The sequence below is a fragment of the Actinomadura rubrobrunea NBRC 15275 genome (genome assembly GCF_001552235.1).
Lineage (GTDB): Bacteria > Actinomycetota > Actinomycetes > Streptosporangiales > Streptosporangiaceae > Spirillospora > Spirillospora viridilutea.
The window spans coordinates 1-21,007 of sequence record NZ_BCQU01000081.1 but is presented as its reverse complement, the minus strand read 5'-3'; the positions used below and the strand labels follow the sequence as shown (position 1 = coordinate 21,007).

Annotated in this window: 15 protein-coding genes and 1 pseudogene; 7 read left to right on the top strand and 9 right to left on the bottom strand. The window is 72.8% G+C overall.

Annotation, left to right across the window (positions count from 1 at the left end; all coding sequences use genetic code 11):
- Window positions 1-43: 43 nt before the first annotated feature.
- From AR3_RS22245 to AR3_RS22235, 3 genes are read right to left on the bottom strand one after another with little or no spacing between them, the layout of a single operon-like run.
- Window positions 44-904, bottom strand: coding sequence for a carbohydrate ABC transporter permease (locus tag AR3_RS22245; protein WP_067916489.1), 861 nt, complete (start codon window positions 902-904; stop codon window positions 44-46).
- Entirely contained in the window at window positions 901-1,890 is a 990-nt protein-coding gene (locus AR3_RS22240) for a carbohydrate ABC transporter permease (protein WP_067916487.1), read from the bottom strand. The genes AR3_RS22245 and AR3_RS22240 overlap by 4 nt, the downstream gene beginning before the upstream one ends.
- 8 nt (window positions 1,891-1,898) lie before the next feature.
- Window positions 1,899-3,176, bottom strand: a complete 1,278-nt coding sequence (locus AR3_RS22235) for an extracellular solute-binding protein (protein WP_067916485.1) — start codon at window positions 3,174-3,176, stop codon at window positions 1,899-1,901.
- A 258-nt stretch (window positions 3,177-3,434) separates the two neighbouring features.
- On the opposite strand from AR3_RS22235, the gene AR3_RS22230 reads away from it, so the two are divergent.
- The 3 genes from AR3_RS22230 (at window position 3,435) to AR3_RS22220 (ending at window position 8,615) form a co-directional block, all read left to right on the top strand.
- Window positions 3,435-4,457 carry a LacI family DNA-binding transcriptional regulator gene (locus tag AR3_RS22230; protein WP_067916483.1) on the top strand — a complete coding sequence of 341 codons (1,023 nt, stop codon included), beginning with the start codon at window positions 3,435-3,437 and terminating at the stop codon, window positions 4,455-4,457.
- A gap of 262 nt (window positions 4,458-4,719) precedes the next feature.
- Window positions 4,720-7,080, top strand: coding sequence for a beta-xylosidase/alpha-l-arabinosidase (locus tag AR3_RS22225; protein WP_067916481.1), 2,361 nt, complete (start codon window positions 4,720-4,722; stop codon window positions 7,078-7,080).
- Window positions 7,077-8,615 (top strand): glycoside hydrolase family 43 protein, encoded by a 1,539-nt coding sequence (locus AR3_RS22220; protein WP_067916479.1) that lies wholly within the window; start codon window positions 7,077-7,079, stop codon window positions 8,613-8,615. Before AR3_RS22225 ends, AR3_RS22220 begins: the two co-directional genes overlap by 4 nt.
- A gap of 35 nt (window positions 8,616-8,650) precedes the next feature.
- Here the strand turns inward: AR3_RS22220 and AR3_RS22215 are convergent.
- Window positions 8,651-8,902, bottom strand: a pseudogene (locus AR3_RS22215) (cupin domain-containing protein); the annotation flags it as partial.
- 41 nt (window positions 8,903-8,943) lie between these two features.
- Between AR3_RS22215 and AR3_RS22210 the strand changes: the two are divergent.
- Entirely contained in the window at window positions 8,944-9,786 is an 843-nt protein-coding gene (locus AR3_RS22210; protein WP_083951777.1) for an acyl-CoA dehydrogenase family protein, read from the top strand.
- A 117-nt stretch (window positions 9,787-9,903) separates the two neighbouring features.
- Window positions 9,904-12,225, top strand: coding sequence for a xyloglucanase (locus tag AR3_RS22205; protein WP_083951776.1), 2,322 nt, complete (start codon window positions 9,904-9,906; stop codon window positions 12,223-12,225).
- A 78-nt stretch (window positions 12,226-12,303) separates the two neighbouring features.
- Here AR3_RS22205 and AR3_RS22200 read toward each other — a convergent pair whose 3' ends face one another.
- From AR3_RS22200 to AR3_RS22190, 3 genes are read right to left on the bottom strand one after another with little or no spacing between them, the layout of a single operon-like run.
- Window positions 12,304-13,086, bottom strand: coding sequence for a putative hydro-lyase (locus AR3_RS22200; protein ID WP_067916477.1), 783 nt, complete (start codon window positions 13,084-13,086; stop codon window positions 12,304-12,306).
- On the bottom strand, window positions 13,083-13,664 hold the full coding sequence (locus AR3_RS22195) for a 5-oxoprolinase subunit B family protein (RefSeq protein ID WP_067916476.1): 582 nt from the start codon (window positions 13,662-13,664) through the stop codon (window positions 13,083-13,085). The genes AR3_RS22200 and AR3_RS22195 overlap by 4 nt, the downstream gene beginning before the upstream one ends.
- Before the next feature lie 4 nt (window positions 13,665-13,668).
- Window positions 13,669-14,898, bottom strand: coding sequence for an NRAMP family divalent metal transporter (locus tag AR3_RS22190; RefSeq protein ID WP_067916473.1), 1,230 nt, complete (start codon window positions 14,896-14,898; stop codon window positions 13,669-13,671).
- Between the two features lie 163 nt (window positions 14,899-15,061).
- Between AR3_RS22190 and AR3_RS22185 the strand changes: the two genes are divergently transcribed.
- Window positions 15,062-15,832, top strand: coding sequence for a GntR family transcriptional regulator (locus AR3_RS22185; protein WP_083951775.1), 771 nt, complete (start codon window positions 15,062-15,064; stop codon window positions 15,830-15,832).
- Window positions 15,833-15,928: 96 nt separating this feature from the next.
- Window positions 15,929-16,363, top strand: a complete 435-nt coding sequence (locus tag AR3_RS22180; RefSeq protein ID WP_067916471.1) for a pyridoxamine 5'-phosphate oxidase family protein — start codon at window positions 15,929-15,931, stop codon at window positions 16,361-16,363.
- 61 nt (window positions 16,364-16,424) lie between these two features.
- On the opposite strand, the gene AR3_RS22175 is transcribed toward AR3_RS22180, so the two are convergent.
- Both AR3_RS22175 and AR3_RS22170 read right to left on the bottom strand, forming a co-directional pair.
- Window positions 16,425-19,361: a glycoside hydrolase family 48 protein gene (locus tag AR3_RS22175; RefSeq protein ID WP_067916469.1), complete on the bottom strand. Its 2,937-nt coding sequence runs from the start codon at window positions 19,359-19,361 to the stop codon at window positions 16,425-16,427.
- Window positions 19,362-19,514: 153 nt separating this feature from the next.
- A complete protein-coding gene (locus tag AR3_RS22170; RefSeq protein ID WP_227023046.1) occupies window positions 19,515-20,558 on the bottom strand; it encodes a LacI family DNA-binding transcriptional regulator in 1,044 nt (347 codons plus the stop codon).
- Window positions 20,559-21,007 lie beyond the last annotated feature (449 nt).

Here is a 21,007-nt window from a genome sequence, read left to right as displayed (position 1 = left end):
ACTCGAAGGGGTGGTCGAGTCCGTTCGTCCGTTCATGGGAGCTTCAGCCTTTCGTCGCGCCGGCGGTCAGACCGCCGATCAGCTGGCGTTCGGCGACGGTGTAGAAGGCCAGGGCGGGCGCCATGGCGAGCACCACGTAGGCCAGGATGCGGGCGGTGTCCTCGGCGTACTGCCCCTTGAACTGCTGGACGCCGACGGGGATCGTCCACCAGTCCGGCTCGGTGAACACCAGCAGCGGGAGGAAGAAGTTGTTCCAGCTCGTCACGATGGCGAGCACCGTGACGGTGGCGAGCGCGGGCCGGGCCATCGGCAGCAGGATCCGCCAGAAGAACCCGAACGCGCTGCAGCCGTCGATGATGGCCGCCTCCTCCAGCTCGCCGGGGACGTTCCGGAAGAAGCCGCGCAGGATGATGATCGTCATGGGCAGGCCGAAGGCGGCCTGCGGCAGGACCACGCCGAGCGGGTTCTCCAGCAGCCCGAACGTGCGCAGCATGATGAACAGCGGCAGGATCGCGACCGCGAACGGGAACATCAGCCCGATCGTGAACAGCGTGAACACCACCTCGCGGCCGCGGAAGGCGAAGCGGGCGAACACGTACGCCGCCATCGCCGACGCCGCGACGGTGACCAGCGCGGTGGCCAGCGCGATCCCGGTGCTGTTGGCGATCTGCCGCCAGAACGCGCCCGACTGCAGCAGGTCGGTGTAGTTCTCGGTGACCCAGTGGCGGGGCGGGCCGAACGGGTTGCTGGACAGCTCGCTGGTGTCCTTGAACCCCGACACCAGCCCGTACAGCAGCGGGACGACGATCGCCGCCCCGACCACCCAGATGATCGCGTGCATGGACAGCCCGCGCAGCCAGGACCAGATCCGGGGGGAGCGGGACTCGACGGCGGTGGGGGTCATCGGCGGCCTCGCATGCTGGTGACGGCGCCCTCCAGGTCGCGGCGCAGGACGTAGCGCTGGTAGAAGAGCGCGAAGACGAAGCTGATCAGGAACATCACGACGCTGATCGCGCTGGCGTAGCCGACCTGGTAGCGCTTGAAGCCGAACTGGAACATCGTCACGGCCATGGTCTCCGAGGCGTGCACCGGCCCGCCCGCGGTGGTCACCCACACCAGGTCGAACAGCTGGATCGCGCCGATCACCGACAGGAACACGCTGATCCGGATGGTCGGGCCGAGCAGCGGCAGGGTGACGTGCCGGAACCGCTGCCAGGGGCCGGCCCCGTCGATCGCGGCGGCCTCCAGCACGTCCTTGGGGATGCTCTGCAGCCCGGCCAGGTAGAGGATCATGTGGAAGCCGAAGTACTTCCACGTCATCACCAGGAACAGGGTGATGAGCACGGTGTCGGACGAGGCGAACCAGGTGATGCCGAGGTCGCCCAGTCCGATCAGGTCCATGATGTGGTCGGCCAGGCCGCTGTCGGGGGCGAAGATCATGGTGAACAGCACACCGGTGATCACCTCCGACAGCACGTACGGCGCGAAGAACAGCAGCCGGTAGAACGCGCGGCCGCGCAGGTTCTGGTTGAGCAGCACGGCCATGGCCAGCGCGAACGGCAGCTGGACGACGACCGACAGCGCGATGAGGACGAACCCGCGCCACAGGTCGCCGAGGAACACCTCGTCCTTGAACAGCTTGACGAAGTTCTCCAGGCCGACGAAGTCGTCCGGCCAGCCGAACCCGCCCCAGCGGAACAGGCTGGTGTAGAGGGCGAACAGGATCGGCACCAGGACCAGGGCCGCGAACAGCGCCAGCGCGGGCAGCAGGAACCCGACGATCGTGGCCCGCTCGCGCAGGCGGCGGCGCCCGGCTCGGACGCGGCGCTGCCGGGCGGGCGGCGCCGCCGCGTCCGAGCCGGGAGGGGACTTGCGGACCGAGACGGTCATCGGCGCGCTCACTGGCCCTTGGCGGCCCGGGTCACGGCCTGCGCCACCTGCTCCGGCGTGGCCTTGCCGGCGATCAGGGCGGCCGTCTGGTCGTTGACCTCCTGGCCGACGGCGGGCGGGAACGCCTGGTCGAAGTACTGCTGGAAGCCGGTCGCCTTGTTGAGGGTCTCCCACACGGTCCTGAGGTTGGGGTCCTTGATCGCGCTTTCCGCGCCCTTGGTGATGGGCAGGTAGGCGCCGGACGCGACGCGCTTTCGATCGTTTTCGACCGAGGCGAAGAACTTCAGGAACTCGATGGCCGTGTCCGAGCCGTCGCGGGCGATCGCGTTGCCGCCACCGCCGCCGAACACCTCGGTCACCGCGCCGCTGCCGCCCTCGACGGCGGGGAACGGGAAGAAGCCCAGGTCGTCACCGAGCCCCTTGCCCATCTCCTTCTGCACGTTGGGCGCCCACTGCCCCATCAGCTCCATGGCGGTCTTGCCGTTGCCCATCAGCGCGGCCTGCCCGTTGGTCGACGGGTAGCTGGCGCCGAGGAAGCCGTTCTGGAAGGGCTGCAGGTCGACCAGCTCCTTCAGGTGCCGTCCGGCCTGCACGAACGGGTCGGCGGTGAAGTCGTTGGTCTTGGCGGCCTCCTGCACGGCGGCCACTCCCCCGACCCGGATGGCCAGGTAGGCCCAGTAGTAGTGGCCGGGCCACTTCTCCTTGCCGGCCAGCGCGATCGGGGTGATGCCGGCGGCCTTGAGCTTGCGGACGGCCTCCAGGAACTCGCCCCAGGTGGCGGGCGGCTTTTCGATCTTGGCCTTTTCGAAGTGCGCCTTGTTGTACCAGAACCCCACCATGCCGATGTCGTAGGGGACGGCGTAGGTCTTGCCGTCGAACTGGTACGCCTGCCGCGCGATCGGCGACAGGTCGTTGATCCAGGAGGCGACGTCGTCGGTGATGTCCCGCACCAGCCCGGCGTCGACCTGCTGCTTGAGCACGCCGCCTCCCCAGGTGTGGAAGATGTCCGGCAGCTTCCCGGAGGCGGTCTGCGCGGTCATCTTCGACTTGTAGGCGTCGTTCTCCATCGAGTTCTGCTTGATGGTGACGCCCTCGTGCGCGGCCTGGAACTCCTGGACGGCCTGCCTCCACAGGGTCTTGCCGGGCTCGGTGGTGGCGATGTTCCACCACTCGATGTTCTTGTCCGACGAGCCGGAGCCGCCGCAGGCGTTGAGAAGGGGGACGGACAGACCGGCCAGCCCGGCGGCGGCCAGGAACGTGCGGCGGGAGAGCTGTGAGGTGCCCATCGGTCCTCCTGGGCTCGGGGGTGGGTCGGGCTTGCGACAGGTGGATTCGAGACAGGTGAGTTCGAGACGGGCGGCTCCCCGCCCGTCTTCGAAACTTTTCGAAATCCTGCGATATGTGGTGTTGCCGAGGAACTCTAAGTAAGGGCCTTCTTGTGGTCAAGACCTCAACCCGACCCATGGGATAAGCAGGCAACGGGGACTGTTGGACATCGAAAGATTGCGATACTGTTCGCAATCGTCCATCGGGGAGGAGCGCCCATGTCCGACCAGCCGTCCCGTCCGACCCTCGCGCTGATCGCGTCGGAGGCAGGGGTGTCCCCCGCCACGGTCTCCAAGGTGCTCAACGGCCGCACCGACGTGGCTCCGGCGACCCGCGAGCGGGTCGAGGCGCTGCTGCGCACGCACAACTACGCCGGTCCCGGCGGCGGGCGGCGCGCCCGCCGGTCCGGGCTGATCGACCTGGTGCTGGCCGGGCTGGACAGCCCGTGGGCGGTGGAGATCCTGCGCGGCGTGGAGGCCGAGTGCGCCGAGCGCGGCATCGGCGTGGTGGTCTCCCTCGTCCGCGACGACGACGCCCGCCCGCCGAGCTGGCAGAACCTGCCCGCGCTGCACCACAGCGACGGGGTGATCCTGGTGACCTCCCGGATGACCCGCCAGCAGCGCCGCCAGCTGGAACGCGCCGGGGTCGGGCTGGTGCTGGTCGACCCGGTCAACCTGCCCGACGCCGACATCGCCAGCGTCGGCGCCACCAACTGGGCGGGCGGCCTGGCCGCGACCGAGCACCTGCTGGAGCTCGGCCACCGCCGGATCGCGATGATCGGCGGCCCGGCCGACATGCTGTGCACCCAGGCCCGGGTGGACGGCTACCGCACCGCGCTGGAGCGGGCCGGGATCGAGGTCGACCGGGAGCTGATCCGCTACGGCGACTTCCGGCACCGCGGCGGCTTCGCCCGCACCCGCGAGCTGCTGGAACTGCCCGAACGGCCGACCGCGATCTTCGCGGGCAGCGACGAGCAGGCCATGGGCGCCTACGAGGCCGCCCGGCAGGCCGGGCTGCGCATCCCCGAGGACCTCAGCGTGGTCGGCTTCGACGACCTGCCGATGTGCGAATGGATGTCGCCCCCGCTGACCACCGTCCGCCAGCCGCTGGAGGAGATGGGCCGGACCGCCGCCAGCAAGCTGCTGCAGCTGCTGGACGGCCGGCCGCTGCTGAGCCCGCGCGTGGAGCTGGCCACCGAGCTGCGCGTGCGGCACTCCACCGCGCCGCCCCCGACCGCCTGACCGCCGCCGGCGGCCGGTCCGCCCTGTCCGGATCCGGCCGCCCCCTCGGCCCGTCCGCCGGCCCCGTCCGGCCCTGCCCGTTCGCCCCCGCCCGTCCGACCGCACGTCCGACCGCACGCCCGTTCCCGTCCGACCGACGCGTTCGACCGCCGCCGTTCGAGCGCCCTTGTCGACCCCCTCGCCCTGACCGCCGAACGCCCGCACCGTCCCGCCGTGCCGCGCGCGGGCGCCGACGCACCCCCACGCATCCCTCGGAGGACTCATGACGGAAGCGCTCCCGCACAACGCGGGCGTGGACAGCGCACCCTGGCGCGACCCCCGGCTGCCCATCGCCGACCGCGTCGCCGACCTGCTCGCCCGGATGACCGTGGAGGAGAAGGCCGGCCAGCTCGGCTCGTTCTGGGCGATGCCCGCCGAGCCCGGGGCCCCGGTGGCGCCGCACGAGGACGACGCCGACGAGCCCCTGCCCGGCGACCGGCCGCAGGCGCTCGACGAGCAGGCCCGGTCGGGGCTGGGGCAGCTGACGCGCGTGTTCGGCACGGCGCCGGTCGCCCCCGCCGAGGGCGCCGCCCGGCTGCAGGAGCTGCAGCGCGTGGTCGCGTCCGCCAACCGGTTCGGGCTGCCGGCCATCGCGCACGAGGAGTGCCTGACCGGCTTCATGACCTGGCAGGCCACGGTGTTCCCCAGCCCGCCCGCGTGGGGCGCCAGCTTCGACCCCGACCTGGTGCGCGAGATGGCCGCCGCGATCGCCGCGTCGATGCGGCGCGCCGGCGTCCACCAGGGGCTCGCGCCCGTGCTGGACGTGGTGCGCGACGCCCGCTGGGGCCGCACCGAGGAATGCATCGGCGAGGACCCCTACCTGGTCGGGACCATCGGCACCGCGTATGTGAAGGGTCTGGAGAGCTCCGGGATCGTCGCCACGCTCAAGCACTTCGTCGGGTATTCGGCGTCGCGGGACGCGCGCAACATGGCCCCGACAGCCGCCGGGCCGCGCGAGGTCGCCGACGTGCTGCTGGAGCCGTTCGTCATGGCGCTGCGCGAGGGGCGCCCCCGGGCCGTCATGAACTCCTACACCGACGTCGACGGCGTCCCCGCCGCGGCCGACGAGCGGCTGCTGACCCGGCTGCTGCGCGACGAGCTCGGCTTCACCGGGGTGGTGGTGGCCGACTACTTCAGCATCTCCTTCCTGCAGACGCGGCACGGGGTGGCCGGGTCGCGCGCGGAGGCGGCGGCGCGCGCGCTGAAGGCCGGCATCGACATCGAGCTGCCGTCGGCGCGCTGCTACGGCGAGCCGCTGGTGGAGGCGGTGCGCAAGGGCGACGTGCCCGAGGAGCTGCTCGACCGGGCCGCGGCGCGGGTCCTCACGCTCAAGGCGGAGCTGGGCCTGCTGGACGGGTTCGAACCCGAGGAGCCCGCCGACCCCGAGGAGCCGGCGGACGGCGCGCTGTCGTTCGACCCGCCCGCGCACCGCCGGCTGGCGCGGCGGCTGGCCGAGGAGTCGATCGTCCTGCTCGCCGACGACGGCGCGCTGCCGCTGCGCCGGGACGCCCGGGTCGCTCTGGTCGGTCCGCTGGCCGACGAGCGGTACGGGATGATGGGCTGCTACGCGTTCCCCAACCACGTCGGCCGGTCGGATCCGGACCTGCCGCTGGGCGTGGAGTTCCCGACCCTGGCCGACGCGCTGCGCGAGGAGTTCGCCGACCTGCGCGTCGTTCCGGGCGGCGGCGTGCTGGACGCCGAGGACGGCGAGATCGCCGACGCCGTCGCCGCCGCGCGGGACGCCGAGGTGTGCGTGCTGGCGCTGGGCGACCTGTCCGGGATGTTCGGACGCGGCACGTCCGGCGAGGGCTGCGACGCCGAGACCCTGGAGCTGCCGGGGCGGCAGGCCGAACTCGCCGAGGCCGTCCTCGCCACCGGGACGCCGACCGTCGTGGTGATGCTGTCGGGACGCCCGTACGCGCTGGGCGGCATCGCGGACCGCGCCGCGGCGGTCGTCCAGGCGTTCTTCCCCGGCGAGGAGGGCGGCGCGGCTCTGGCGGGCGTCCTCACCGGACGCGTCGAGCCCCGGGGACGGCTCCCGGTGAGCATGCCGCGCAGGCCCTACGGCGCCCCGGTCGTGTACCTGCGGTCCCGCTTGGACTCCCCGCACCAGTGGAGCACGGTGGACTCCACGCCGCTGTTCCCGTTCGGGCACGGGCTGAGCTGGACGCGGTTCGCCTACGAGGAGCTCACCGTCGACCCTGTCGCGGCGACCGACGGGTCGGTGCGGGTCAGCGCGGTCGTGCGCAACGCGGGCGACCGGGCCGGCACGGAGGTCGTCCAGCTCTACCTGGCCGACCCGGTGGCGTCGGTCGTGCGGCCCACGCGCTGGCTGGCCGGATGGGCCAAGACGCGCATCGAGCCGGGGCAGGCCGTGCGGGTGGAGTTCACGGTGCACGCCGACCGCACCTCGTTCACCGGCCCCGACATGACCCGCGTCGTCGAGCCGGGTGTCATCGAGGTGCTCGTGGGGCGGTCCAGCGAGGACCTGCCGCTGCGCGGATCGTTCACCCTTGAGGGTCCGCGGCGCGAGCTCGGCCCCGACCGTGTCCTGACCGTCCCCGTCGAGGTGATCCCGCTGTGAATCCGTCGAGAACCTTCCGCAACCCGATCCTGCCGGGCGTGCACCCCGACCCGTCCGTCTGCCGGGTCGGCGCCGACTACTACCTGGTGACCTCCACGTTCGAGTGGTTCCCCGGCCTGCCGGTGTACCACAGCCGCGACCTGGTGCACTGGCGGCCGCTCGGGCACGTCCTGGACCGGCCGTCCCAGCTCGACCTCGACGGGATCCGCCCGTCGGCCGGGCTGTACGCGCCGACGATCCGCCACCACGACGGCGTCTTCTACGTGGTGTGCACGCTGGTCGACGGGCCCGGCCACTTCGTGGTGACCGCGACGGACCCGGCCGGGCCCTGGTCGGAGCCGACCTGGCTGGAGGGCTCGGGCATCGACCCGTCCCTGTTCTTCGACGACGACGGACGCGCGTGGTTCACCGCGACCCGGCCCTTGACGACCGGGGAGCTCAACGACGGGTGCCAGATCTGGCTGCGCGAGTTCGACCCCGCGACCCTGCGCCTGACCGGGCCCGAACACGTGATCTGGGAGGGCGCGGTCAAGAACGCGATCTGGCCGGAGGCCCCCCACCTTTACAAGATCGACGGCCGGTACGTGCTGCTGACGGCCGAAGGCGGCACCTTCCACGACCACGCGGTGATGGTCGCCCGCTCCGACACCGTCACCGGCCCCTACGAGGGCAACCCGCGCAACCCCGTGCTGACGCACCGGCACCTCGGCCTGGACTATCCGATCGTGGGCACGGGCCACGCCGACCTGGTCGACACCCCCGACGGCGAATGGTGGATGGTGCTGCTGGCCTGGCGTCCGTACGGGGGCTACTACTGCAACCTCGGCCGCGAGACGTTCCTGACGCCCGTCCGCTGGGAGGACGGCTGGCCCGTGGCGGGGCCGGTCGAGGCCGTCCACGAAGCACCCTCGCTTCCCGAGCACCGGTGGCCCGCCGCCCCGGCCTGCGACCACTTCGACGCCCCGGAACTGGCGCCGTGCTGGAACATGCTGCGCACGCCGCGCGAACAGTGGTGGAGCCTGACCGACCGGCCCGGCCACCTGCGGCTGCGGCCGCGCCGCCACACGCTCGCGGACCTCGCCAACCCGGCGTTCGTCGGACGGCGCCAGCAGCACATGGACTTCGCCGCGTTCGCGGCCATGGAGTTCACACCGCGCCGGCCGGGCGAGCAGGCGGGACTCGCCCTGGTCCTCAACCACGAGTTCCACGTGCTCTTGGTGTCCACCGCCGACGGGCTGCGCCTCGTCCGCCGCGAGGGCGGGCGGGACACGGTGCTCGCCGTGCACGCGCCCGCGCCCGGCCGGGTCTGGCTGGGTTTCGAGGCCCACGGGCAGGACTACCAGGCGCGCTTCGCCACCCGCCCCGGCCGGTGGGAGCCCCTGGGCGAGCCGTTCGACGGGCGCATGCTCAACACCCAGACGGCGGGCGGTTTCACCGGCGTCTACGTCGGCATGTACGCGTCCGGCCCCGACCCCGACAACGTCGCCGACTTCGACTGGTTCGAGTACCGCCCGCTGGACGGCACGGAGGTCTGAGGCAGGCGCCGGCCCTCGATCGACGCCGCCCCGCGTCAGGTCCGCGGCGGCCGTTCCACCTCGGCCCACAGGCTGGGCAGGTTGACGACGATGCCCTCCTGCGTGCTGCGGGCGATCACCACGACCGCCTCCTCGTCCGGGGACGGGTTCTCCTCCCGGTGCGGGACGTAGGGCGGGACGAACACGTAGTCGCCGGGCTCGGTCTCCACCCGGACCTCGCGGTCGCCTTCGGCGAACACGAACACCGGGTGCCCGGACACCACGTAGATCGCCGTCTCGGCCTCGCCGTGGTGGTGGTGTCACGCTGCGGGTCGGCGACCAGACCGGCATGACCGCCGAGGTGCGGCGCCGGGTGCGGCGCAGCTCGCTGGACGGCGTCGCGCTGATCAACGCGCTGCGCGTGGAACCCGACCTCGGCACGCCCGCCCGCGGCGGCCTGCCCGCGACCACGGCCGCCCGCGACGGCGACGGGTGGACGCTGCGCGGCCGCAAGATCTACTCGACCGGCGCACCCGGATTGAGCTGGCTGCTGGTGTGGGCGCGCACCGACGATCCCGAGCCCGCGGTCGGGTCGTTCCTGGTGCCGTCGCGGGTCCCCGGCGTCCGCGTCGAACGCACCTGGGACCACCTGGGCATGCGCGCCACCCGCAGCGACGACGTGGTCCTGGACGGCGTGCGGGTCCCGGCCGACCACGCGGTGGACGTCGAGCCCGCGTCCGCGCGGCCGCCCCGTCCCGGCGGCGCGTTCCCGGCGTGGAACGCGCTGCTGATCAGCGCGGTCTACGACGGGGTGGCCCGCGCCGCCCGCGACTGGCTGGTCGGCTACCTCAACGAGCGCACCCCCGCCAACCTGGGGCGTCCGCTGGCCGCGCTGCCGCGCTTCCAGGCCGCCGTGGGGCGGATCGAGGCGCTGCTCGCCGCCAACCGCGCCCTGCTGGCCGCCGCCGCCCGCGACGAGCACGACGCGGACGGCGCCGCGCTGGCCAAGCACACCGTGACCGGCAACGCCGTCCGGTCCGTGGAGATCGGTCTGTCGCTGATCGGCAATCCCGGGCTGTCGCGGCGCAACCCGATCGAGCGGCATTACCGCGACGTGCTGTGCGCGCGGATCCACACCCCGCAGGACGACACCGTCCTGACCGGCGCCGGAGCCGCCGCCCTGGCCCGCTGACGCGCCCCCCCTGAAAGGACGTCTCATGAAAGACGGCGTCCGGAAGGGGCTTTTCCTTGACGGCGTCGAAGCGCTTCGATCACGCTCCGGGGGCGACCCCGTCACGAGGAGGCCCCGATGCGAGGAAGAAGACGAGGGCAAGGGCACGGCCGACCCCGCCGCGCGGCGACCCTGCTGGCCGCGCTCGCGCTGACCGCCGCGCCCCTGGCCGTCCCGGCGCCGGCCGCCGCCCGGCCCGCGGCGGCCGCCGAGACCTACACGTGGCGGAACGCGCGGATCGCCGGCGGCGGCTTCGTCCCGGGGATCGTCTTCAGCCGCAAGGAGCGCAACCTGATCTACGCCCGCACCGACATCGGCGGCGCCTACCGCTGGGACCAGTCGTCCCGCCGCTGGATCCCGCTGCTGGACTGGGTCGGCTGGGACCGGTGGGGCTACAACGGCGTGGTCAGTCTGGCCGCCGACCCGGTGGACGCCGACCGCGTCTACGTGGCCGCCGGGATGTACACCAACGGCTGGGACCCCAACAACGGCGCGATCCTGCGGTCGTCCGACCGGGGCGAGACATGGCAGGTCACGCCGCTGCCGTTCAAACTCGGCGGCAACATGCCCGGACGCGGCATGGGCGAGCGGCTCGCCGTCGACCCCAACGACAACCGGGTGCTCTACCTCGGCGCGCCCGAGGGCAACGGGCTGTGGCGCAGCACCGACCGGGGCGTCACCTGGTCGAAGGTGTCCTCCTTCCCCAACCCGGGCGACTACAGCGACAACCCGTCCGACCCCAACGGGTACGAGAGCCACCGCCCCGGCGTGGTGTGGGTGACGTTCGACGAGAGCACGGGCACCGCGGGCAGCCCCACCCGCACCATCTACGTCGGCGTCGCAGACAAGGAGAACACCGTCTACCGCAGCACCGACGCGGGCGCCACGTGGGAACGCGTCCCCGGGCAGCCGACCGGCTACATCGCGCACAAGGGGGTGCTGGACGCGGCGAGCCACGCGCTCTACATCGCCACCTCCGACACCGCAGGCCCGTACAGCGGCGGCAAGGGCGACGTGTGGAAGCTCGACACGCGGACGTCCGAGTGGACCCGGATCAGCCCCGTCCCGTCGGACAGCCCCGACGCCTACTTCGGCTACAGCGGCCTGACCGTCGACCGGCAGCGCCCCGGCACCCTCATGGTCGCCACGCAGATCTCCTGGTGGCCGGACGTCATCTTCTTCCGGAGCACCGACGGCGGTCGGACGTGGACGCGGATCTGGGACTGGGCGAGCTACCCCGAGCGCACCTTCCGCTACCGGATGGACATCTCGTCCGTGCCGTGGCTGACGTTCGGCACCAACCCGTCGCCGCCCGAGGTCACGCCGAAGCTCGGCTGGATGACCGAGTCGCTGGAGATCGACCCGTTCGACTCCGACCGGATGCTGTACGGGACGGGCGCCACCATCTACGGCACCGAGGACCTGACCCGGTGGGACTCCGGAGGCCAGATCACCATCCGGCCGATGGTCGCGGGGCTGGAGGAGACCGCCGTGCTCGACCTGGCCAGCCCGCCGTCCGGGCCTCCGCTGGTCAGCGCCCTGGGCGACCTCGGCGGCTTCCGGCACGACGACCTGGACGCCGTCCCGCCGATGATGTTCGTGCGGCCGTCGTTCACCAGCACCACGAGCCTGGACTACGCCGAGAACAACCCCTCGGTGATGGTGCGGGCGGGCGACTTCACCGACGCCGACCGGCCCGGCGACAGCCACGTCGCCTTCTCCACCGACGGCGGCGCGAACTGGTTCCAGGGCACCGAGCCGGACGGCGTCAACAAGGGCGGCACGGTCGCGGCGTCGGCCGACGGGAGCCGCTTCGTCTGGGCCCCCGGCGACAGCGGCCAGCCGGTGGTGTACTCGACCGGTTTCGGCAACGCGTGGTCGCGGTCGTTGGGCGTGCCCGCCAACGCCGTGGTCGAGTCCGACCGCGTCAACCCCCGCACGTTCTACGCGTTCTCCAACGGCCGGTTCTACGTCAGCACCGACGGCGGCGCGTCGTTCGCGCAGACCGCCGCGACCGGGCTGCCGTCGTCGGCGAAGTTCAAGGCCGTCCCCGGCCGCGAGGGCGACATCTGGCTCGCCGGCGACACCGGCCTGTTCCGCTCCACCGACTCGGGGGCCTCGTTCACCAAGGTCTCCGGCGTGTCCGATGCCGTGAACGTCGGGTTCGGCAAGGCCGCGCCCGGCCGCTCGTACCACGCGCTCTACCTGGTCGGCACCGTCGGCGGCGTCACCGGCGTGTTCCGCTCCGACGACACCGGCGCCACCTGGGTGCGCGTCAACGACGACCGGCACCAGTACGGCAACGCGGGCGAGGCCCTGACCGGCGACCCGCGCGTCTACGGCCGCGTCTACCTGGGCACCAACGGCCGCGGCATCGTCTACGGCGACATCGCCGGATGATCCGCGCGCGTCCCGGTGCCGCCCCTCGGACCGGGCCGATCGCGGCTCGAGGACCGGCACCGGGACCGTCGTCGGCGGTCAGGGCACGAGGAAGTCGGCGTCGCGGGCGTCGGTGATCGCCATGTGGCCGGGCGCGTGGCCGATCGCGAACGGCGGCTTCGACGCCATCACCGCCGCCTGGGGCGTGACGCCGCAGGCCCAGAAGACGGGGACCTCGCCGGGGCGCACCTCGACCGCGTCGCCGAAGTCGGGGGCGCCGAGGTCGGCGATGCCGAGCGCGGCGGGGCCGCCGACGTGGACGGGGGCGCCGTGCACGGCCGGGTAACGCGCCGTCACCCGGACCGCGTCGGCGACCTGGTGCGCCGGGACGGGCCGCATCGACACCACCAGCGGCCCGCCGATGGCGCCGGCCGGGCGGCACGGGCGGTTCGTCCGGTACATGGGGACGTTGCGGCCCTGCTCGACGTGCCGGACGGGCACCCCGGCGGCCAGCAGCGCGCTCTCGAAGGTGAAGCTGCAGCCGATCAGGAAGGCCACCAGGTCGTCGCGCCACACGCCGGACGCGTCGGTCACCTCGGCGACCGGTTCGCCGTCCTCGTAGACGACGTAGGCGGGCAGGTCGGTGCGCAGGTCGCCGCAGAACAGCGCGCAGGAGACCTCCCCCGGCTCGGTCACGTCCAGCACGGGGCACGGCTTGGGGTTGCGCTGGGCGAACAGCAGGAAGTCGTAGGCGTGGTCGCGGGGGACGGCGAGAAGGTTGGCCTGGGTCCAGCCCGCGCACCAGCCCGCGGTGGGGGTGCGCAGGCCGTCCCGGAACAGGGCGCGGGCCTCGTCGGGCGAAAGCGCCGCAGGGTTCGTCATGGATGCCTCCGGGTGAAGTGGACCTGCACGCCCGGCCGGAGCGCGCCCGGGAGGAGGGACGGGTCGGTGCGGCCGATCAGCAGCCGGCCGCCCGGCGCCTCCATCGGGCAGACGCCGCTGAACGGCCCGGCCGGCCCGACCGCCCCCGCGGGTACGCGGCGGCGGGACGCGCCGCGGCGGGGGACGCGCAGCCGCGGGTCTCCCCCGGTCAGGTACCCGAAACCGGGCGCGGAACCGTCGAAGGCCACCGTCCAGGGCGTGCCGGTGCGGGCCTCGATCACCTGCCCGGGGGTCAGCCCGGTGAGGTCGGCCACGTCGCGCAGGTCGGCGCCGTCGTAGACGACCGGCACGCGCACCGCCCCCGCCGGGGGCGCCGGGAGGCGGACGCCGCGCACGGCGGCGACCGCCTCCTCGGCGTCCACGGCGGACGGGTCCAGCACGAGCATGAGCGTCCGCGGCGCCGGCACCAGGTCGACCACGCCGCGCGGCGGCCGCGCGGCGAGCGCGGCGAGCGGACCGCTCGCGTCGCCGACGTCGGCGACGATCACCGCGGCGTCTCCGCTGGGCAGGATGCGCATGCGGTCAGCTCCACAGATCGGCGATCCCGGTCAGGGAGTTGTAGCCCAGGTAGAGGGTGAGCACCCAGGCCAGGCAGCCCAGCGCCAGCAGCCAGACCGGGTAGCGGTAGCCGCCGAGCAGGTCGCGGCGGCGGGCCGCCGCCCACAGCAGCACGCCCAGCCCGACCGGCAGGATGAGCCCGTTCAGCGCGCCCGCGAGGATCAGCAGCGTCACCGGGGTCTTGCCGAGGGCCAGGTAGATCAGCGTGGAGGCGACGATGAACGCCACGACCAGGCGGCCGCGGTTGCGCTCGATCCAGGGGGAGAAGGACACCAGGAACGACACGGAGGTGTAGGACGCGCCGATCACGGAGGTGACGGCCGCCGACCACATGATCAGGCCGAACAGGCGCAGCCCGGTCTCCCCGACGGCGTGCTCGAACGCCGACGCGGCGGGGTTGTCGGCGGCGAGCTCGGTCCCGCCGGCGACCACGCCGAGCACGGCGAGGAACAGCAGGGCCCGCATGAGCCCGGTGATGAGGATGCCGGTGACGGAGCTGCGGGTGATGCCGCGGACGTTCTCGGCGCCGCGCAGCCCCGACTCGATCATGCGGTGCGCGCCGGCGTAGACGATGTAGCCGCCCACGGTGCCGCCGATCAGCGTGGTGATCGTGAGGAAGCGGACCTCCTCGGGCAGCACGGTCTGCCGCAGCGCGTCGCCCAGCGGCGGCCCGGACGCCACGGCGACGTACAGCGTCAGGGCGATCATGACGCCGCCGAGCACGACCACGATGCGGTCCATGGCGACCCCGGCCCGCCGGCTCAAGAAGATCGCGATGGCCAGCGCCGCGGACACCGCGCCGCCGATCTTGACATCGAGGCCGAGCAGCGCGTTCAGGCCGAGCGCGCAGCCCGCCACGTTGCCGATGTTGAACACCAGGCCCCCGAACACGTCGAGGCCGGCCAGCAGGTACCCGGCGCCGGGGGCCACGTCGTTGGCCAGGTCCTGGGCGCGCCGTCCGGACACGCCGACGACGCGCCAGACGTTCAGCTGGATCGCGATGTCGACGAGCACCGACACCAGGATCGCGAACGCGAACGCGGCGCCGAGCTCGGCGGTGAACGCGGTGGTCTGGGTGATGAACCCCGGTCCGATGGCGCTGGTCGCCATCAGGAAGACGGCTCCGACGAGTGCGCCGCGCGCCGGTGTCCGGGAGGCGGGAGCGGCCTGCCGTGTGCTGCTCGGGTCGGTCATGGCTTCCCCTTGGGACGTTCCGACTTTCCCGCAGGGTACGGATTGTTGAACAATCCAGCAATCCCCCAATCCTCGAATCCTTCAATCCCTCACTCCGGGCTACTCTGGCGGTGCACCGTTTCTCGTCGGTCACGGCGACGTTTCAACCGGGGAAGGGAGCGCGATGCCCGTGCGGGACCAGGCGCAGGGTCGGGCGCAGGATCGGGCGCAGGACCAGGCGGAGGACCGGACGAAGGAGCGGTGGATCGCCCACATCGAGGCGGCGCGCGCGGACCTGGCCCGCTCCAGCACGGCGGCCCGCGTCGCCGGCATGCTGCGCGAGCAGATCATCGACGGGCTGCTGCGGCCCGGCGAGCGGCTGTCGGAGCAGCAGCTGCACCAGCTCACCAACGTGTCGCGCAACACCCTGCGCGAGGCCTTCCGGATGCTCGTCGAGGAGCGGCTGCTGGTGCACGAGTTCAACCGCGGCGTCTTCGTCCGCCACGTCACCCCGGAGGACGTGGTCGACCTGTACCGGGTGCGGCGGATCCTGGAGTGCGAGGGCGTGCGCGCCGCCCCCACGGCGCCGCCCGAAGCCCTGGCCCGCCTGGAGGCGGCGGTGTCGCGCGGCGAACGCGCCGCCGAGCAGGGCCGCTGGTCGGAGGTCGGCGCCGCCGACATCCGCTTCCACGAGGCCGTCGGCGGCCTGGTCGGCAGCCCCCGGGTGAACGAGATGCTGTACCGGACGCTGACCGAGCTGCGCCTCAGCTTCCACGAGATGGTCTCGGCCCGCGAGTTCCACGAGCCCTACCTGCGGCGCAACCGGCTGCTCACCGAACTGATCCTCGGCGGCGACGTCCGGGCCGCCGAACGCGAGCTGCGCGCCTACCTCGACGACGCCGAGGCGCAGCTCCTCGAGGCGTACCGGGCCGCGGGTCCGGCCCGGAAGGGCTGAACCGCCCCCGCCGCGCCGACCTTCGTCCCGGGTGGACGGGCCCGATCTGGGAACGCCTAGCTGGTACCACGCGATCGCGCTACCCAGGAGAGAGCGATGAACACGGCAACGGGCTCGGGCGGCGAGGAGGCCGTCCTGGAGGAGCTGGACCGCGAGGAGTGCCTTCGGCTGGTCGCGCCGGGCGGGGTGGGCCGGGTCGCCTTCAACGACGGCGAGGGGCCCGCCGTGATCCCGGTGAACTACGTCATGGACGACGGCGCGGTGCTGTTCCGCACCGCCATCGCGGGCCGGCTCAACACCGTCCTGCGCACGGCGCTGCGCGGCGCGCAGGTGCGGATCGCCTTCGAGGTCGACCGGATCGACGAGGAGCGGCACGAAGGGTGGAGCGTCATGCTGCGCGGCGGCGCCCGGCAGCTGTCGGACGAGGAGTGCGCCACGGTCGCGCGCGTCCGGCCGTGGCCGGGCGGCGAACGCGGGGCGCACATCCGCATGGTCCCCACGGAGATCAGCGGCCGCCGCATCCACCACTGAACGCAGACGATGGGCGGAGCCGTGCGGCCCCGCCCATCGTCCCTACCGGAGGCTCAGCGCGTCACTCGTTGAACAGGCCGCCGTAGTCGGCCATCGCCATCGCGACGTCCGCCTGGGCCCAGAACCGGTGGTAGTTGAACACCGGCACCGTGGAGCTGGCGCCCGTGGCGTACGCCCACACGCGCTCGTAGTCGGGGTCGCTCTTGTAGAACGACCGGATGGACATGAAGGTGGAGTTGGAGTCGATCGGGTCGCCGTTGGGCATGGTGCCGGTCCAGCCCGGCGGCACGTACACCGGGTCGGCGACCCGCTTGTAGTCGGCCTTGGCCTCCGGCACCGACACGCCCTTGGCGTCCTGGTGCTGCCACAGCGCGTCCAGCAGGTCCTTGGCGGTCTGCTTGGCCTGCGCGTGGCCGGACTTGGCGGCGTAGTAGGACAGCGCCCGGGCCAGCGACGCGGTCACGCCCACGTCCTGGGTGTGGTCGACGACCGTGACGTGCAGCCGGGTGTTGGCGGGCGGCATGCCGCTGGTGCTGGACCAGTCGGCGTCCGGCTGGCCCTCCCACTTCAGCGTGGAGGGGATCTGGTACTCGCCCGTCGACGCGTTCACCGTGGTGTTGTCCAGCACCCACGCGACCCACTTGTCCAGGATGGTCTTGGCGTCGGCGTCGCCGGTGACGTAGTAGTACTCGGCCACGCGCTGCATCGACCAGGCCTGGAACCCGAACCACTGGTTGCTGGGCGGGTCGTGGTAGACGGGCTGCCAGTCGTAGGCCATGCCGAAGAACTTCGGCAGGCCCGACGGCGGGGTGCTGTAGCTGCCGTCCCAGCTGTTGGTCACGCCCCCGGCGATGCCGCCCTCGGCCGACTGCAGCCACTTGTACAGCTGCAGCTGCCGGGTGAGGCTGGTCGACCAGTCCGTCTTGGCCGTCGCGCCCTTGGGCTCCAGGGCCGGGGCGTTGACCAGGGCGTAGGCGGCCATCGGGTTCTGGTAGCCGAAGTGGGACGCGCCGTCGCCGATGCGCCAGGCCCAGCCCGCGCTGGAGTCGAGCGCGCCGCCCCAGGCGTAGTACCACGACAGCAGGTAGTGGGCGCTGTCCTTGCCGGTGCCGCCGGGGCACGACGACGCCGGGTAGCAGTCGCCGATCTTCTTGAAGTACTTGTCGAAGAACGCGTAACGCAGGTAGTCGCCGAGCTTTCCGGCCTTGGCGACCGTGGCGGCCACCTCGCCGCCCTTGTTCTGCTCCTTGGCCCACACGTCCGCCCAGTACGCGGCCTGGACGGCGCGCGCGTCGGCGTCCGGAGCATTGGTGAACTTCCACTGCTTGGCGTAACTGGCGTCCTTGGTGAACAGGTCCAGGTAGCCGTTGGGACCGCCGTACTTGAACGCGTCGCAGGTGGGCTGCGGGATCGTCTCGAACACCGACTCGCCCGAGCCGCGCTGGTAGGTGTTGATGTACGACGGGCCGTCGGCGGACGGGCCCTCCTCGCAGCCGCCGCCGGGGGTGTTGCCGTACCCGTAGACGTTGTCCACGTCCTGCAGCCAGTGCATGCCGTAGATGTCGTCGGTGCCGTAGGCCGACCTCAGCTCACCGGCGATCGGGTCCCGCCCCACCGGGACGCTGCCGTCCAGCTGGGTCGGGTAGCTGCTCGGGTCGGGGTGCTCCGCCGCGTAGGTGGCGGGCTTGTCCGGCTGGTAGAAGGAGTTGGTCGGCTGGTCGGCGTGCGTGGGGATCATGTACTTCTCCATGAGCTCCCACGCGTCGTTGAACGGCTCCCAGTTCTGGGTGACCTTGCCGTACACGGCCTCCAGCCAGATCAGGTAGCTGTACGCCTCGGAGGTCGTCTCGTGCCCGTGGTCGGGGGCCTCCACCATGAAGGTCTCGACCGAGTGGTACGGGATGCCCTCGGGGCTGAAGTACCCGTTGGCCGGGTCCTTGATCTTGTTGTACTGGTCGAGGAACCGCTGCTCGTAGACGCCGGCGGCGTCGTCCACCTGGGTGACGGTCACCTTCGCGGGCGCGTACCCGGGCGCGGTGGTGGTGAACGCGCCCTTGCCGGTGCCGGTCGCGGCGGCGCTGATCTCCACGTTCTGCGGTGTCGACCAGTTCTCCGGCGTGAAGGTGAGCGTGCGGCCGCCGCTGACGGACAGCGCGGCGTTGCCGGACGTGCGGGCGGTGGTGACCGTGACGGTGCCCGTCGGCGCCTTGGACAGCTTGACACCGTAGGCGACCTTGCCCTTCTGCGCGACGGTCAGCGTGGTCGGGCCGACGACGATGCTGGGCTCCTTGGTCACCGTGACGCCGACCGGAGCGGACTCGGCGGTCGCGCCGGTGCTGTCGGTCACCTTCGCGTAGACCGAGTAGGTGCCGGCCCGCTTCGGCGTCCACGTCAGCGTGTACGGTGCGGTGGTGTCAGCGGTCGCCAGCAGGCCGTCCTGGCTGTAGAACTCGACCTTGCTGACGGTGGCGCCGGGGGCGGCCGCGGCGACGGCGGTGAGCGGCACGGCGGCGCCGACCGAGTACGTGGCGCCGGCGGACGGGCCGTTCAGCGCGACGGTGGGCTTGGCGGCCCGGTCGTTGCAGCGCTTGCCGTTCAGGTAGAACGCGTTCGGGGCGGCGCCCGCGCCGGACGAGGCGAACTGGGCGCCGACGTTGACCGTCGCGCCGGAGGCCAGCTTCGCGTTCCAGGCGGCGTTCTTCACGCTGACCCGTTGCCCGGTCTGGGACCACTGGCCGTTCCAGCCGCCGACCAGCCGCTGCGCGCCGCCGTAGGTGTACGTCAGCTCCCAGCCGGACAGGTCGTCGCCGGTGTTGGTGATGTCGATGCCGGCGCTGAAGCCGTCGCCCCAGTGGTTCGTCTTGTAGACCACGGTGCATCCCGCGGCGGCCTGCGCCGGCGCCGCCACGGCGGCGACCATGCCGCCGAACAGCGTCAGCGTCGCGCCCGCCGCGGTGAGCGAGCGCCGTCTCGTACGCCATCGCAATCGTCGTTTCACAACTTCGTCCTTTCGGGCAGGGCGGAGCCCGCCGCCGGCGCCGGAAGGCGCCGACGGCGTGCGCATCGGTGATGAGCGGGGTCGGTCGGGCGCCCTCGGCGCCGGTCGGGCGGACTCCGCCGAGCCCGAGACGGGCGGCGGGGCGGACGCCCGTCAGGCGGAGTCCCGCACGATCAGCTTGGTCTTGAGCACCACGCCGCGGTCCGACAGGCTCTTGCCGCCCATGCAGGCGCGCAGCTCGCGCACGATGCGGGCGCCGAGGTCCTCGATCGGCTGGCGGACGGTGGTCAGGCGCGGCCGCACCCGCTGGGCGATCGGGGCGTCGTCGAACCCGACGACCGCCACGTCGTCGGGCACCCGGCGGCCGGCCCGGCGCAGCGCGCGCAGCGCGCCCACCGCCATCGGGTCGGAGGCGCACAGCACGGCGTCCAGGTCGGGACGCCGGTCCAGCAGCCGGTTCATCGCGTGCTCGCCGGACAGCTGGCCGAAGTCGCCGCGCCCGATCAGGCCGGTGGTGTCCAGCCCGGCCTCCTCGGCGCCGGCCCGGTACCCGGCCAGCCGGTCCACGCCCGCGGCCATGTCCGACGGCCCGGCGATGGTGGCGATCACCCGGCGCCCGGAGGCGACCAGGTGCCGGACGGCGGCGCGGGCGCCGCCGCGGTTGTCGGCGTCCACGTACGGCAGCGGGACGTCGGTGAGCGGGCGGCCGGCCAGCACCACCGGGGCCCCGGCGGCGGCGTGCACCAGCGCCGCGGGATGGTCCCGGTGCGAGCTGATCAGCAGCACCCCGGCGACGTGCCCGCCGCGCAGGTACTCGGCGGTGGTGCGCCATTCCTCCGGCCGTCCGGCCATGAGGATCACCAGCGGGGCGCGGCCGTCCAGCTCGCGTTTGATGCCCCACAGCACCCGGGCGAAGAACGGGTCGCCGAAGACGCGGGCGCTGTCCTCGCAGAACACCGCGGCGACGGCGCCGGAGGTGCGGGGCTCGCGGGAGGCGGGGCGGCGGCGCACGTAGCCGAGCCGCTGCACCGCCTCCTCGACCTGCATCCGCGCGGCGCGGCTGACCCGCGTGGAGCCGCTGAGCACGCGGGAGGCGGTGGCCGGAGAGACACCGGCGAGCTCGGCGACGTGGGCCAGGGTCGGGGTTCTGCCGGGCGGGAGACAGGCCGGACCGGCGGACGGTTCGGTGATCGTCACGCGTGCACTCCCTTCGGGTTCCCGGCCCGGGGACGGCGGCCGGGAGTGGCGGGGGGTGTAGTGGGAGCGCTCCCAAGAATCCTTTCGCCGCTCAGAGCTGTCAAGGGAAAAGCGACAATCGCGTTACGGCCGGATGTCCGACAGATTTCGGATCACGGCGGCGTTCCGGGGAATCTGTGTTGATCAGCGAAAACGCCCCGCACGTCTGCGCGGGGACGGCGTGAAAGCCGTGAAAGAACGTGGAAGAACGCTTCTCGCCGCACCCGGTCCGGTTTAGGTTCGGCGTCGAAATCGCACGTGTGGGAGCGCTCCCATTCACGCTCGAGGAGGTCGGATGCGGGCACGGGCACCGTGGCGCGGTCGGCGTCGGACGCCGGCGGCGACCGGCGCGCCGTCCCCCGCGGCGGCCCGCGCGCTCCACGGGCTCGCGGCGGTCGCCGGGGCGTCCG